This window comes from Alteromonas alvinellae (assembly GCF_902705805.1).
In genome coordinates, this window is record NZ_CACSIH010000200.1 from 65385 (window position 1) to 79985 (window position 14601).

The 14601-nt window shown below is 46.3% G+C and carries 11 protein-coding genes; 5 read left to right on the forward strand and 6 right to left on the reverse strand.

Annotated features, from left to right (window positions below):
* Positions 1-17: 17 nt before the first annotated feature.
* Both ACX5KA_RS14465 and ACX5KA_RS14470 read right to left on the reverse strand, forming a co-directional pair.
* On the reverse strand, positions 18-3164 hold the full coding sequence (locus tag ACX5KA_RS14465) for an efflux RND transporter permease subunit (protein WP_039217677.1): 3147 nt from the start codon (positions 3162-3164) through the stop codon (positions 18-20).
* Positions 3164-4303, reverse strand: coding sequence for an efflux RND transporter periplasmic adaptor subunit (locus ACX5KA_RS14470; RefSeq protein ID WP_039217678.1), 1140 nt, complete (start codon positions 4301-4303; stop codon positions 3164-3166). Before ACX5KA_RS14470 ends, ACX5KA_RS14465 begins: the two co-directional genes overlap by 1 nt.
* Before the next feature lie 129 nt (positions 4304-4432).
* On the opposite strand from ACX5KA_RS14470, the gene ACX5KA_RS14475 reads away from it, so the two are divergent.
* From ACX5KA_RS14475 to ACX5KA_RS14490, 4 genes are all read left to right on the forward strand, one after another.
* Entirely contained in the window at positions 4433-5086 is a 654-nt protein-coding gene (locus ACX5KA_RS14475) for a TetR/AcrR family transcriptional regulator (RefSeq protein ID WP_039217681.1), read from the forward strand.
* Between the two features lie 140 nt (positions 5087-5226).
* A complete protein-coding gene (locus ACX5KA_RS14480) occupies positions 5227-6240 on the forward strand; it encodes an aspartate carbamoyltransferase (protein WP_014948009.1) in 1014 nt (337 codons plus the stop codon).
* A 4-nt stretch (positions 6241-6244) separates the two neighbouring features.
* The gene (gene hemL, locus ACX5KA_RS14485) at positions 6245-7525 is read left to right on the forward strand and encodes a glutamate-1-semialdehyde 2,1-aminomutase (protein ID WP_458731496.1); all 1281 of its coding nucleotides are present in this window, start codon (positions 6245-6247) and stop codon (positions 7523-7525) included.
* Between the two features lie 164 nt (positions 7526-7689).
* Complete coding sequence (locus ACX5KA_RS14490; RefSeq protein WP_039217686.1) at positions 7690-8766, forward strand: adenylate/guanylate cyclase domain-containing protein; 1077 nt, start codon at positions 7690-7692, stop codon at positions 8764-8766.
* Positions 8767-8853: 87 nt separating this feature from the next.
* On the opposite strand, the gene ACX5KA_RS14495 is transcribed toward ACX5KA_RS14490, so the two are convergent.
* From ACX5KA_RS14495 to glnK, 4 genes are all read right to left on the reverse strand, one after another.
* A complete protein-coding gene (locus ACX5KA_RS14495) occupies positions 8854-9780 on the reverse strand; it encodes a Dyp-type peroxidase (protein WP_458731497.1) in 927 nt (308 codons plus the stop codon).
* 185 nt (positions 9781-9965) lie between these two features.
* Complete coding sequence (gene ggt, locus ACX5KA_RS14500; protein ID WP_039217692.1) at positions 9966-11657, reverse strand: gamma-glutamyltransferase; 1692 nt, start codon at positions 11655-11657, stop codon at positions 9966-9968.
* Positions 11658-11878: 221 nt separating this feature from the next.
* Positions 11879-13126 carry an ammonium transporter gene (locus tag ACX5KA_RS14505; RefSeq protein ID WP_039217693.1) on the reverse strand — a complete coding sequence of 416 codons (1248 nt, stop codon included), beginning with the start codon at positions 13124-13126 and terminating at the stop codon, positions 11879-11881.
* Positions 13127-13158: 32 nt separating this feature from the next.
* Positions 13159-13497, reverse strand: coding sequence for a P-II family nitrogen regulator (gene glnK, locus ACX5KA_RS14510; RefSeq protein WP_012516988.1), 339 nt, complete (start codon positions 13495-13497; stop codon positions 13159-13161).
* Between the two features lie 242 nt (positions 13498-13739).
* Here glnK and ACX5KA_RS14515 point away from each other — a divergent pair, with 242 nt between their 5' ends.
* Positions 13740-14594: a hypothetical protein gene (locus ACX5KA_RS14515; RefSeq protein WP_458731498.1), complete on the forward strand. Its 855-nt coding sequence runs from the start codon at positions 13740-13742 to the stop codon at positions 14592-14594.
* Positions 14595-14601: the final 7 nt, after the last annotated feature.

Sequence of the window (14601 nt, forward strand, 5' to 3'; positions counted from 1 at the left end):
ATAGTTTAACCGTAAAATTAAGCTAATGTGTGATTTCTATAACGATATCGTTGAAATGCTGCCACTATTGTCGGGGTAAACACCAAAGATAAAATAACAGAAAAGCCTACGCCACCAGCAAGCACAACAGCCAGCGGCGGCCAAAAGCTCCCTTCACTGAACAACAGCAGCGGTATTAAGCCACCCACAGTAGTAAAAGTAGTGGATAAAATATGTCGGCTACAGCTCATGGTTTCTTCAACGATGGCTTTGGTATCGCCTTGCTTGGCTTTGGGGTTAGCGTTAATCGCGGCGATAACGACTATCGAGCCATTTATTGCAACGCCGATAAGCCCTGCACAACCAAGTAAAGGGTTAAACCCAACTGGCAAACCAGAAATCCACAAGCTAAACATTCCTAGTCCTACAGAGAGAATAGCAACTAGCGCGATTACGCCAGCCATGCGTAGGCTAGTAAAGGTTAAAATGAGCGTGGTCACCATTAGCACTAATAAGACTGGGGCATACGTCGCAAGTTTACCTAACGCCTGCTGCTGTTCATCTGCATCACCGGCCAAGTGGATCCTATAGCCCTCTGGCAATACCAGCCTACTCTCAAGCAAATCTCTTAGCTGATTACTAGCGTCAATTGCCGGTACACCAGGAAGCAAAAAGGCTTGGATGCGATTAAGTCGTTCTCCGTCTACACGGGTAATGCTGCTGGTTGCAGGCTGTAGTGTTAAATTACTCACTGCGGCCAAAGGAGACCAAGAAATAGCATTATCGCCGGTTACAGGGATAGGCATAGCATCCACACCCGTTACATTTTGCCTATATGCCTCATCAAGTCGCACTCTAACGGGAATTTCCTCTGTACTTTCAAGCACTGAACCGCCAGTAATCCCCGAGAAGTTAATTTGCATCTGATTGGCAAGCTCAGAAAGGGTTAAGCCGAGGTGAGACAAGTTATCGCTGTCTGCATTTATTTTAAGCTCAGGTTCACCCATTGAAATACTGGTGATCGACTGAGATATGCCGTCAACTTGTGACATCAGCATACGCACCTTATCACCTAGGTCGTTCAGTATATTAAGATCGGGGCCGAAGATTTCAACTTCAACCGGCGCGGCAATGGGGGGCCCCTGTCCAAAGGCTCGTACTACAATTTGTACTTCAGGGTACTCACTATCAAGGGAATGCTGAAGATTACCTACTAGCGCTACGGCGTCTTCTACCGTGTGTGTCGATACAACAGCATTTGCAAAGTACGGCATATTGTCACGGGTCATCATTTGATTGTAATAAACTGACGGTGCTGATCCGCCCACCAACCAACTGACTTGCTTCACCCCTCGCTCGTCACGAATAGCGGTATCAACCTTTTTAACATATTGAGTCGTGTTATCGATGCTGCTTCCCTCTTTCGTCCACAGGTAGACTTCAAACTGATCCCTATCTGCACTTGGGAAAAACACGTTAGCGAGTGTTGAAGACAGCACAAAGCCGGACAAGCAAAGTAAGGCTATAACCGGCAGCACTAAAACAGGCTGCTTTATCCAGCGACCTAATTGTTTCTTGAATGCTAGGCTTAGCTGGGGAGCTTGCAATCCAACTTTCCACCAAGGCTTTGATACGATTTCGGAGGACGAGTCATTGTGGTGCTTTGGTAAAAATCGAGCGGCTAACGCAGCGATTATCGTCAATGAAATAAACAGCGAACCAATAAGCGCCATAACCACACTAATCGCAATAGGCCCTACGAAATCCCCTATATTCCCATCAAGCAGAAAAATAGGCATAAAGCCAAGAATGGTAGTGAGTGTTGACGCCAATAACGGCGCAAATAGGTGAGATACACTTTTAGCCATTGCTCCCACCCGAGTTAAGTTGGGATCTTGTAGATTAATGCGTATTTCATCGGTGATCACAATGGCGTTATCAATAAGCAAGCCGATAGCGATAATCATCCCAAAAATTGACATTTGATGTATCTGCTCGTCATAAAAGCTTAACGAAAACAGGGCAAAGGCCGCACACAATGGCAGTGCTAACCCCACAATCCACGCCGCTCGAAATCCCATAAACAATAGAATGACCATCATGACAACAGCACACCCCATAAGCAGGTTCATCGACAAGTCAGCCAAGCGGTTTGCCGTATATTCGTTTTGCTCAAATGCCACAGTAGCGGTCAAGGTGCCGCTAAAATCTTTATTAAATTGCTCAACAACCGCTAACGCATTTTTAGTCCACACATCAGAACGTAGCGAAGGCTGCATACGGGCTGCTACGAAAATTGACTCTTCACCGTTTAAAAAGGCTACCTCGCCTCTCGGTGTGGTGTAACTGCGCTCTACCGACGCCACATCTTCTACCCTCAAGTAGCGGCCCTGCGCGTTCATCAAAGGAATTGACGCTATCATATTGACGCCATTTAACCCTTCTCCCACTGTGAAGCGCACGTTGCTCTGCTCGGTGTTCAGCATGCCAGCGGGCAACTTGGGATCGGCTCGGCTAATTGTGTTGCTTACCTGCTGCAGTGTAAGCCCTGTGGCGGCAAGCTTAATAGGGTCTATACTGACACTGATTTCTTCCTGCGGTGCGCCGTATACACGCACGAGTTCAGTTCCATTAACGTTGCGAAGGCGGTCTGTCAGTTCTTGGGCCAATCGAGCAGTGAGTGTAATAGGGGTATTTTCAAAATGGTCGGCACGTACAGAAAGCAATAAGGTGAAGGCAGTTGCCCCCCGTTTTTCGTCAAATATTGGGGCCATTGCGCCTTGTGGAAAAGACTCAGCGGCTGCACCTATTGCATCGCGAATTTCACTGAATAGCTGCTCGTTGCTTTTGTTATTAATCCAGTCCTGAGTCTCAATTAAGATAATAGAAATACCTGCACGAGACGTGGATTTTACTTCCTTGATCTCAAATATTTCTCTTAACCTGTCTTCCAACACATCGCTGACTAAGGCTTCAACCCGCTCGGCTGATGCTCCTGGGTATTGAGTGATGATCAACGCATTTCTTGTATCTATTCGAGGGTCTTCAATACGTGGCAAAGAGCCCAATGCTGATAAGCCTGCGGTGATTAAAATCAACAAGCTTAAAATCAGCAAATGGCCACGTCGATAAAACAGCGTGTACCAAGGATAGGGTTTATCGGTGTCGACATTGAATGACTTCATTAACGCGCCCCAGCTTGCTGTTGACTGGGAATGGCTACCATCTGCCCTGGCGCTAATTTATGCGTCCCTTCATCAACATATATATCACCGTCTTCAAGTGCGCCGCGAACAAACGCCTTGTTACCGTCGGTGTATACCACTTCTACCACACGTGCTTGCAAGGTGGCGTTTCCTTCTTTTGGTAACACAAAGACACGCCATAGCCCCCTAAGCCCATTACTTAATGCGTTAACTGGAAGCCATGCGCCAGTTTCAGAATGAGAGCGGAACGCAGACAAAATGGCCATATCGCCGGGGCGTACACGTTCATTGCTATTAAGGGTAACAAGGATATCAACGGTTCGAGTTTGCACGTTGCGCGTGGGGAGGCGCTGAGATACCGTCCCTGCTACATCTAGATCTCCAACGCGTACAAGCACAGGTTCATTTACGTCAAATTGCTCTACAACGTCAGCGGGCACCGCAAAGCGCGCTTGGTAATTTTCACTGCTTGTAATACCAAACACAGGACTGCCTGCACTCACCACACTGCCTTCATCGAAAAAGCGGCGATTGACTACACCATCGAACGGTGAAAAAAGTGTGGTTTTTCTTATCTCCACATTAAGAGATTCGAGGGCGGCTTGCATCTCACTCAATTGGGCTTTCGCAACATTTAAATTCGCTTTTGCTTCATCTAATCGTTGTGCGGATTCTAGCTTTTTTTCTACCAATGACTTGGTTCTATCGCTGTTTACATTCGCAAGAGCAAGGTCAGCATTTGCGCGTTCAATTGCAGCTTGAAGTTCTCTTTTTCTCGCAGTAAGACGCGCAATGTCTTGTTGCGCAAGCATATCGCCTTTCTTTACTACATCGCCTTCTTCTACGAGCATGCGGTTAACTTGACCTGCGACATCAAAAGACAAAGACGTTGCCTTAGGTGATTCAACTAAACCAAATACGTTAACAGGTGTTTCAAAGCCTGATTGAATTTTTACCTGGCCAGTGGAAACTGTTGCGGGCAACCTTGCCTCTGGCGCTTGCGTTGCGTTACCCAAACCGGCCGTCATTAAAAGTATCACTAATGCTGCAGTAAAAGCGGCAATCGAAATTATTAACGTGAATTTACCACTTTTAGTTGGCGTATTTGCAGCAGTCATAACAGTTCCTTTAACCAATTTAGCGAATGCTTTAGGCTATATTTGCATACTTATTGTGCTATGCTAGTATATAAATACTAGACCGTCCAGTTTGATATTTAAATATTCTGCAATAAAGTGAGAACATACGTGGCAACCACCAAAAAGCAAGGCCGTCCTAAAAGTGAAGAAAAATACCACCTTGTACTACATGCCGCGTCTTGCTTGTTTCTGAAAGAAGGCTTTGCGAATACATCAATGGATACGGTAGCTAAAGCATCGGGCGTGTCTAAACAGACCGTCTACTCTCACTTTGAAAGTAAAGATGCTCTTTTTAAAGCGGCTATTTCATCAAAGTGCAGGTCATATCAACTCGACACTCAACAACTCATAGACGCCACCTCTGGCTCACTTTCTCTGTTTGAATGCTTACAAAAAGTGGGTTGTCAGTTTGTGCGTTTACTACAAGACCCTGAAGCCATCGCCATATTCCGCGTGATTATAGCCGAAGCAGTAAACAGCCCTCACGTAGCTACGCTTTTTTATCAAGCAGGCCCTGAAGCATCGCTCGCTACACTGAGTTCAGTCATTGAGAAATTTGGACAAGGCAGCTTGAATGCTAAGGTTGCACAGCAACTTGCTGTGGACTTTTGCGCACTACTGAAGGGTGAATATCACACCATGATGCTTTGCGGCATACAGTCTCCACTGAAAGACGAAGAGATCACAGCACACGTAAATAGCGCAGCTGAAAAGATTCTCTTACTTTTCACTCACTACACACAGCAAAACGCCAAATGCTGATGCTTTTAAAAAAAGCATTAATCTAGCTTTTACCGTTGGCCAAACTTAACGAAACGTGAGACAAGATTAACCTTGCCCTAATGACTTAATACCAGCGGTATTATAAACTAGCGCCGTTTTCGTTGATGATTGAGAAGCGCATGTCTGACTTTACCGGTAACCACATTCTTTCGGTTAATCAATTCGATCGCGAGGCCATTGAGAAAGTGTTCTCAGTTGCCAATTCCATGCAACCCTATGCCAAACGACAAAAGCGCACAACCGTGCTAGATGGCGCCATTCTCGGCAACCTTTTCTTTGAGCCAAGTACCCGTACGCGAGTTAGCTTTGGTACCGCATTCAACCTTTTAGGTGGCGAAGTAAGAGAAACCACCGGCATGTCGAGCTCTGCGCTTGCTAAGGGTGAGTCATTGTACGACACAGCCCGTGTGCTGAGCGGCTATTCTGACATAATTGCAATGCGACACCCTGCAGCGGGTTCAGTGGCAGAATTTGCCGAAGGTAGTCGTGTACCTGTTATCAACGGTGGTGATGGTGCAAATGAACACCCTACCCAGGCGCTGTTGGACTTGTTCACGATTAAACGTGAACTGGAATACAATGGCCACGGCATTGACGGCTTGCACATCGCCATGATTGGTGATTTGCGCTACGGCCGAACCGTACACTCTTTATCTCGCTTGTTATGTTTGTTTAAAAACATTCGCTTTACGCTCATTTCGCCAAAAGAGCTGGCCATGCCTCAGCCTATCATAGACGCCATCGAAAATGCGGGGCACCAGCTTACGATTACCGATACCCTTGAAGGGAATATGGATGCGGACATATGCTACCAAACACGCATTCAGGAAGAGCGCTTTCCTTCTCAGGAAGAAGCTAACAAATACCGAGGTAAGTTCCGCCTTAATCAGTCGATTTACACGAAACACTTTCAGTCGAAGACCGTTATCATGCATCCACTTCCGCGAGATTCACGTATGGAAGCCAACGAATTAGATAACGATCTAAACCTCAATCCAAACCTCGCCATTTTTAGACAAACCGACAACGGTGTGCTTGTCAGAATGGCTTTGTTTGCGCTTACTCTGGGTGTGGAAAATCTTCTCACTAAGTACGAGCGTGACGTGGTTTGGTACAGCAATAAGAGTAAGTAATTACATGCAAAAATCTGAAGCCCTATTTACCCGCGCCCAAAAAACCATTCCTGGTGGCGTAAATTCACCCGTTCGCGCTTTTAAAGCAGTAGGCGGTACACCTCGCTTCATCACGAAAGCTGATGGCGCTTACATGTGGGATGCGGATGGCAAACAATATATTGACTATATTCAGTCTTGGGGCCCTATGGTTCTTGGTCACAATAACGCCCAAATTCGCGAAGCGGTAATTGAAGCGTCGTATAACGGCCTATCTTTCGGTGCACCTACCGAAGCTGAAGTGATCATGGCCGAACTTGTCAGTGAATTAGTTCCTTCAATGGAAATGGTGCGCATGGTGAACTCGGGCACAGAAGCCACCATGTCAGCCATCCGTCTTGCTCGCGGCTACACCAGCAGAAACAAAATTGTTAAGTTTGAAGGCTGCTATCATGGGCATGCGGACTCACTTCTAGTGAAAGCAGGCTCTGGCGCACTAACCCTTGGTGTGCCAAGTTCACCAGGTGTTCCAGCAAATGTTGCTGAGCATACGCTTACCGTTGAATACAACAATCTAGATAGCGTTCGAGAAATCTTTGAAGCTCACGGCGATGATATCGCCTGCATTATCGTTGAACCTGTCGCAGGTAACATGAACTGTATCCCTCCTGTGGAAGGCTTCCTTGAAGGACTTCGCGCTATTTGTGACCAATATGGCAGCGTATTGATTTTTGATGAAGTAATGACAGGCTTCCGCGTATCTCGCGGCGGGGCGCAAGAGCGTTACAACATCAAACCAGACCTGACTTGCTTGGGTAAAGTCATTGGCGGCGGCATGCCAGTGGGCTGTTTTGGTGGCCGTCGTGACATTATTACTCATATCGCGCCAACTGGACCTATCTACCAAGCAGGTACGCTTTCAGGTAACCCGGTTGCCATGGCCGCAGGTCTTGCTGCATTAACCCAAATTAAACAGCCTGGCCTTTACGACTCTATCTTTGAGAATACACAAAAGCTCGTTGATGGGTTCCAAGCGCTGGCTGACAAACACAATATTAGCCTAACTACTAATATTGCCGGCAGTATGTTTGGGATATTCTTTACGGACGTAGAGAAGGTCACTAACTATAAGCAGGCGATTAACTGTAATACCGAGCAGTTTAATAAGTTTTATCACGGTATGTTAGAACAAGGTGTTTACTTAGCCCCAGCGTCTTACGAAGCTGGCTTTGTCTCAAAAGCACACGATGCTGAAGTCATTGAAAAAACTTTGGCTGCGGCAGATAAAGTGTTCTCAACCTTATAAACTATCAGCCCCCTTATCGTTAATTAAAGTTCGGCGCTAACACTTTTGCAAATGTAATCAAAAGTAATGTGTTAACGCCGAATTCTCCTTTATACTTTCTTAGCAGCATAATTTTTGCCCCTTTTTGCTGTTTTTCTGTAGGAAATTGAAAGGTTTGATTAACAATGGATTGGCAAACAAGTGCGTTAAGCGCTCTTATTGTGTATAGCGCTGTTATAAGCATTCTTTACATCAGGCGCAGCAGACGCTTCAAATATCGACTAAGAAAAGCCCTTTCACGCAACACCAGTAAGTATGAAGCCACGCTTCAGGCCGCTGACGAAGCTCGATTTCAGGCTGCCGCCGACGAAGCCATGAAGCTCACTCAAACTTTTCAAAAGTTTGTACCCCGCCAATTCGTTGAGCACATGGCTACGACTGATGTGGATTCATTGGAGCTTGGCTACGCAGCTGAAAACGATGTCGCCATCATGTTTTGTGATATTCGTGGCTTTGCTGGTTTCTCTGAAAGTATTACCCCGCAAGAACTGATGAATTTTCTGAATTCATATTTCACGCGAATGAATGACCCTATCCACCAAAACCGAGGCTTTATTGATAAGTTTATGGGCGACGGCATAATGGCCTTGTTCGACCACCAGGGCGGAACCCCTAAGCAGAAAGCATTGGATGCGGTTCAAGCGGCATTAGATTTACGCAAGGCGTTAACCATCTATAACGGGCACAGAAAAAATTGTGACTATGAACCTATCAATATGGGTATAGGTATTCACTTCGGCCAAGTCATTATGGGAACCGTAGGTTCAGAAGATAGGATGGATACCACGGTGATAGGTGATAGTGTCAATATCGCATCTCGGTTAGAAGCGCTTACCCCTAAGTATCAGGCCGATATAATCGTAAGCGCTCAAGTACTTCAAATAATAGGGCCTGGCTTTCCGATCAAAACCCGACTACTTGACTGGGTGAGGGTAAAAGGGCGAAAAGCGCCTATTGAGATTTATGAAATTCTTAGCCATCTTCCAGAGCAGGAGCAAGATAAAAAACTTGCCGTGCAAACGAAGATTGCAGCGGGCCTGGCGTGTAGAATTAACCAGCAGTGGGAAGAGTCAATCGCGTACTTTGAAACAGCGCTAGCGATTAGCCCTAATGACTCTCTTGTACACCACCATATTGATGTGTGCCGAATTTATAGAAATTTAGACCTTGCGCCTGATTGGGACGGCGCTCTGGTTCTTTAACGTTTATCAAACTGACTTTTTTCGTCGGTCGACTGGGTGTTGAAGCATTTTCTTCTTCCGATGAAGATCTGTTCTTATACAAAGCTCTTAGTTTTCTGAGAGCTTTGCCTGCCGACGAATAAAGCTAATAGAAGGAGCAAAAAACGCAGCACCTGTTTCAGCACTGGTAAAGTCCAACCAGCGGTCGTAGTCGCCCTCTCCGTTGCCATATATTTGGCTGTGAAGCATCTGTTTAAAAGGCCGCGCGCTTGCGCTACAGCTTACGAAAAATAACCCTTGAGAAGCCATGTCGCCGTAGGGCATACCTTGCTTTATCAACCTAGGTTCGTCGCCATCGGGAGCAACTGTGCTTGCCCTAACACAATGCGAAGATTCAGACTGTTCGCTACTTATCAAATTGTGTTCTTGCGTGGTGCCCATCACTTGTTCTTGCTGACGACCTGAAAGGCTGTTCCAGCGCCTTAAATCGTGCCGAAAACGCTGAACGTGAACATAGCTTCCGCCGCTAAAATCAGGGTCATCTTCGCCAATAATCGCGACTTGTCTACGCTTCATGCCACGTGGATTATCTGCGCCATAGAGAAAACCATTGAGGTCACGGCCATCTAAGTACCTAAACCCTCTTATCTGCTCTACCAGTTCCACGTGTATGCGTAACAAATCCATGACCTCAATACCAACGGCGTGGCAAATATCTAACCTATCAGCGCGAATTTGGATAAAGAGGTCACAAGGCATAGTGGGTGCGCTTCGATCCTCACATTGCATGTCAGGAAAAGGGGCAAGTTCAACAGGTATCAAGCCTGGGTACACTTCAGCCCAGTAACCGGTGCCTATAGCCACCACGCCGGTAACCATAGCTTCGTAATGCTCATTCTCGAAATGCTCGAATATATCAAGCACGCGAGATAGCTTGGCGCGTACGGCTTGGCTATCGTCATCAATGACGTTCAGTAACAAATACTGTGCATGTAAATTTGGCTCAGCGCAAAGGCCTTTTTGTGGTTGTGTCATTGCCGCTCTTGTTGTTATTAACGTCTTGTTCTGACGTTTCGCTGCAGGCGATCATTCGCCGCGCTTTGTTGTGCGAACCTTATTGTAAAGTGTAGCGGCTGCTTCAAACTTTGAAACCCTTTAAAGCGAAGCAGCAAACGGGGGAAAAAAATTAACTCCGCCGCCTATTATTTACTCTAGTGTGCTTAATAGCCCGCGGCTTGTCCATCTTTTCGCGTTTCTGAAGCGCCAAAATAGACACCTTTCTGCTCGTCCCAAGCGATAGCCTGATAGCCACCGAACGCGCCTACCACACGTTGAAGCTTATGCCCCCGCTCCATGAGCTCTCGCTGAACGGTTTCGCTGAACCCTGATTCTAAGCTCACATAGCCGCCATCAGTCATTAACGCGCCCGTTGGGCTACTCGACCCACTGTGCAGTATACGTGGAGCATCCCCCGCTTCCTGCAAATTCATTCCAAAGTCGAGAATGTTTACAATAATTTGTGCATGCATTTGAGGCTGAGTTCCGCCCCCCATTACGCCAAAGCTCATTACTGGCTTACCGTTTCTGGTTACAAAAGCCGGAATAATGGTGTGAAATGGACGCTTTCCTGGGCGATATTCATTAAAGTGCCCTTCTTCAAGGGTAAACATCTCACCTCTATTTTGAAGAATAAAACCTAGCCCTGGAGGTGTCATGCCCGAGCCCATTCCGCGGTAGTTACTTTGAATTAAGGACACCATATTGCCCTCTTTATCAGCAACGGTCAGATAAATGGTATCCCCCTCATAAATACCCGCATCAACGCGATTCGCTGCGCGTTCATTATCAATGAGTTTCTGACGCTTAGCGGCGTACTCTTTCGAAATCAGCCAGTCGACAGGGATATCGTTAAAGTCTGGATCCGCATAGAACTTAGCGCGATCTTCAAAGGCGAGCTTCTTTGCTTCCACAAAAGTATGAATGTAGTCAGCTGAGTCAAACCCCATTCCTTCTATGTCATAGTGCTCAAGCACATTAAGGATCTGTAGTGCCGCTATACCTTGTCCGTTCGGCGGAAGCTCCCAAATATCGTAGCCGCGATAGTTAGCGGAAACAGGCTCTACCCACTCTGAGGTATGCGATGATAAATCTTGATATGACAAAAAGCCGCCTTGAGACTTCATGTAAGCATCGATAGTGCGCGCGATATCGCCCTTATAAAAAGCATCTCGCCCACCTGTTGCAATCTTTTCATAGGTCACAGCTAACCCAGGATTTTTAAAAACATCGCCTTTTTGCGGTACTTTCCCGTCGATAAGAAAAGTCTCTGCGAAGCCGTCATAGTGACCAATTCGCTCTTGATTCATCTGCCAGTAATAGGCAATGACTTCTGAAACAGGAAACCCCTCACGGGCATATTTGATAGACGGCGTAAGCAGCGCAGACATGGGCAGCTTGCCAAATTTTTCGTGTAGTGCAAACCAGCCATCTACAGCGCCAGGGACAGAAACGGGTAGCGGACCAAATTTTGGAATTTGATGTAAACCACGCTCGGCAAACACCGCTTTGGTTAACTGTCTGGGTGAACGGCCAGAAGCATTTAAACCCACCAATTTTTCATCTTTTGCATCCCACACAATAGCAAATAGGTCGCCGCCAATACCGCTGCCTGTAGGCTCAACTAAACCTAACATGGCGTTGGCTGCAATAGCTGCATCAACTGCACTGCCGCCTTGTTTTAAAATATCCAACGCCACTTGCGTAGCTAATGGTTGGCTCGTTGCTGCCATGCCGTTCTTTGCAATAACTTCTGAACGACTTGCAAAGGGATGCCCCGTTATTCTGTCATAGCCCAAACAACTGATACTAAAGAAAGCTAGTATCAAAGGTAGAAGTCGCACACTTGCAATCATAACCGTCCTTTTACTAAAACGTCGCCGATAATAAATCTAGCGTTAGTCTGTCGATTCATAGTGTAGCGTTATTGTCACATTACGCCTAGGCTCTTTTCCTAAGCTCAGTAATGGTCTTAAAACACATTGCATGAAACGAAAAAAGCCCCGCATTAGCGGGGCTTAAATGAAGTAATAAGGCATTATTGTTATTGTTGTTTCGTTGCCTAATCGAGACTCTCTTACGAACGGCTGCTTGTGAAGTCTGGGTATGCTTCCAGACCGCATTCGCTCATGTCTACGCCGTCGAATTCTTCTTCTTCGCTCACACGTATACCCATAACCGCTTTAATCACTAGCCATACAACTAGGCTCACTACGAATACCCATACAAAGATAGTCGCTGCACCAATTAGCTGACCAGAGATGCTTGAACCATCGTTAGTGAAAGGTACAAGGATAAGACCTAGAAGACCTACCACACCGTGAACTGAAATTGCGCCCACTGGGTCATCAATTTTTACTTTATCAAGCGCAACGATGCTAAGCACTACTAGAATACCACCAAGGCCGCCGAACAGCGTAGCTTGTAGAGGCGTTGGCGTAGATGGCTCAGCTGTGATTGCCACAAGACCAGCTAACGCACCGTTTAGTACCATAGTTAGGTCAGCTTTACCGAATAAAATGCGTGCTACGATAAGTGCAGCAATTGCACCACCAGCAGCTGCAGCATTTGTGTTCATAAATACAATCGCTACTGAGTTTGCACTTTCAACAGTTGCAGTAGCCAGTACTGAACCGCCGTTGAAGCCAAACCAACCCATCCACAGGATAAATGTACCTAAAGTTGCAAGCGGTAAGTTTGCACCTGGAATCGCGTTTACTTTACCGTCAGCTGTGTATTTACCCTTACGAGCACCAAGCACAAGAACACCAGCAAGAGCAGCAGCTGCACCAGCCATGTGAACAATACCTGAACCTGCAAAGTCAGAGAAACCAAGGTCACCAAGCGTATACATACCGAATACAGCTTCGCCGCCCCATGTCCAAGCACCTTCCATTGGATAAATAAAGCCCGTCATAACAACTGCGAACGCTAGGAATGCCCAAAGCTTCATACGCTCAGCTACCGCACCAGATACGATAGACATTGCTGTTGCAACAAATACTACCTGGAAGAAGAAGTCAGCAGAAGGTGCATAGGTTGCTGGCTCTTCAGCGACACCTGTTGCGCCATCAGCCATGATACCGCTTAGGAATGGACCCCAGTCGCCACCACCGTACATAATGCCGTAACCGCAAATCATGTACATAGTGCAGGCGATAGCAAATAGCGCTACGTTTTTAGTTAGAATTTCTGTGGTGTTTTTCGCTCGAACAAGACCTGCTTCAAGCATCGCAAAACCCGCAGCCATCCACATAACCAGTGCACCGCAGATTAGAAAATAAAAGGTATCTAGCGCATACCCAAGTTCAAAAGTGATTTCCATTATGGTTTTCTCCGCAAAAATATCGTTGTGGCTTACAGCGCGTCGCTATCCGACTCACCAGTTCGAATACGAACGGCATGTTCAAGGTCGTAAACAAACACCTTGCCGTCTCCAATTTTGCCTGTTTTGGCAGCGCCAACGATGGCTTCTACCAGGCGTTCTACTTGATCATCCTGAACAGCAATTTCCAGTTTGACTTTAGGTAGAAAATCCACCTGATATTCCGCTCCGCGGTAAAGTTCAGTGTGTCCTTTTTGACGTCCGAAACCTTTCACTTCGGTAACGGTCAATCCGTCAATACCGATTTCTGAAATGGCTTCACGAACGTCATCTAGCTTGAACGGCTTGATGATCGCTGTAACTAGTTTCATGAGTTGCTCCCAGTTTATTTTGGTTATTCTGTGATTTATGGTCGTGTTTCCAACTACGGGAAGTTAAACCAAGAGCCATGCCATAAATTATTATCCAAATAAATCAAACACATATAAGCAAATGCCTCATGAACGCACAAAAATAATGCACACTAATGGTGCACTGTTAAAAATTTGCCCAATTTTGAAGCGGTATGAGGTTGCGGTAAGGTGAGAGGACTAAAAAGTGCGATGAAATTAGGATGGAACTATTCGATAGGGCCCATGGTCTGTTGTTTACTATGACGACTATCACCCCATCTTTCTTTGCGCCTGAGCGCAGCATTGACCACCATTCCGTTGCAAAGAAAACGGCGTGGCGTCCACTATTAGTTTCGGGCTGTGCACATGTGATTGGGGTCATCGTAGTGGTCATACTTTCTCAAATGGGCATCAATAACCAAAAAGCACGAGTAAATGTTTTGGAGCGAACGCCGGAGATAAGCGCCAGACTTTACTATCCCCCCGTTCCACGCCCTCCTGCCCAAGCTAAACCACAAGAAACTAAACCAATCGATGTTTCCCCTAAAAGGCAAGAAATTGAGTTGAAGCCTGATGCAACCAAAGCGACTGAAGCACCTGATAGTACGAATGAAATTGTAGAAAGCCCTGCGTCCAAGCAGCAGAAAAATGCTGAGCCCGATAAACAGCAGGTACCCGTTGAAAGTAAGCCGACTAATACACTGCCGTCGCCCACTTTATCAAAAGACGTAAATCGGCGCGCAGGCTCGTTGAATCTGTCGGTAAAAGATGGCGCAGCCCTCTACTTTGAAAATTATCACAGTGACAAAGTCGCTGAAGACGCAGAACAGGCAGCAAAAGCATTTCAAGAGCGTAAAAATAGTCCTGTGCTTAGCGGGCCAAGCACACAGCAAATACAAGCTAATGAAAATCGACGCCCTTCAAAACGCGTAAACTGTAGCAGTACGACCAATAAAACTTTGGCGATATTGAGTGGAATTGCTGGTGGAACCTTAGAATGCACCAATATGGACGACCACAAACGTTTCATAGAAGCCAGACTCAATAAACTTCGGGTAAGCGGATTAAATGGTTGATCTTACC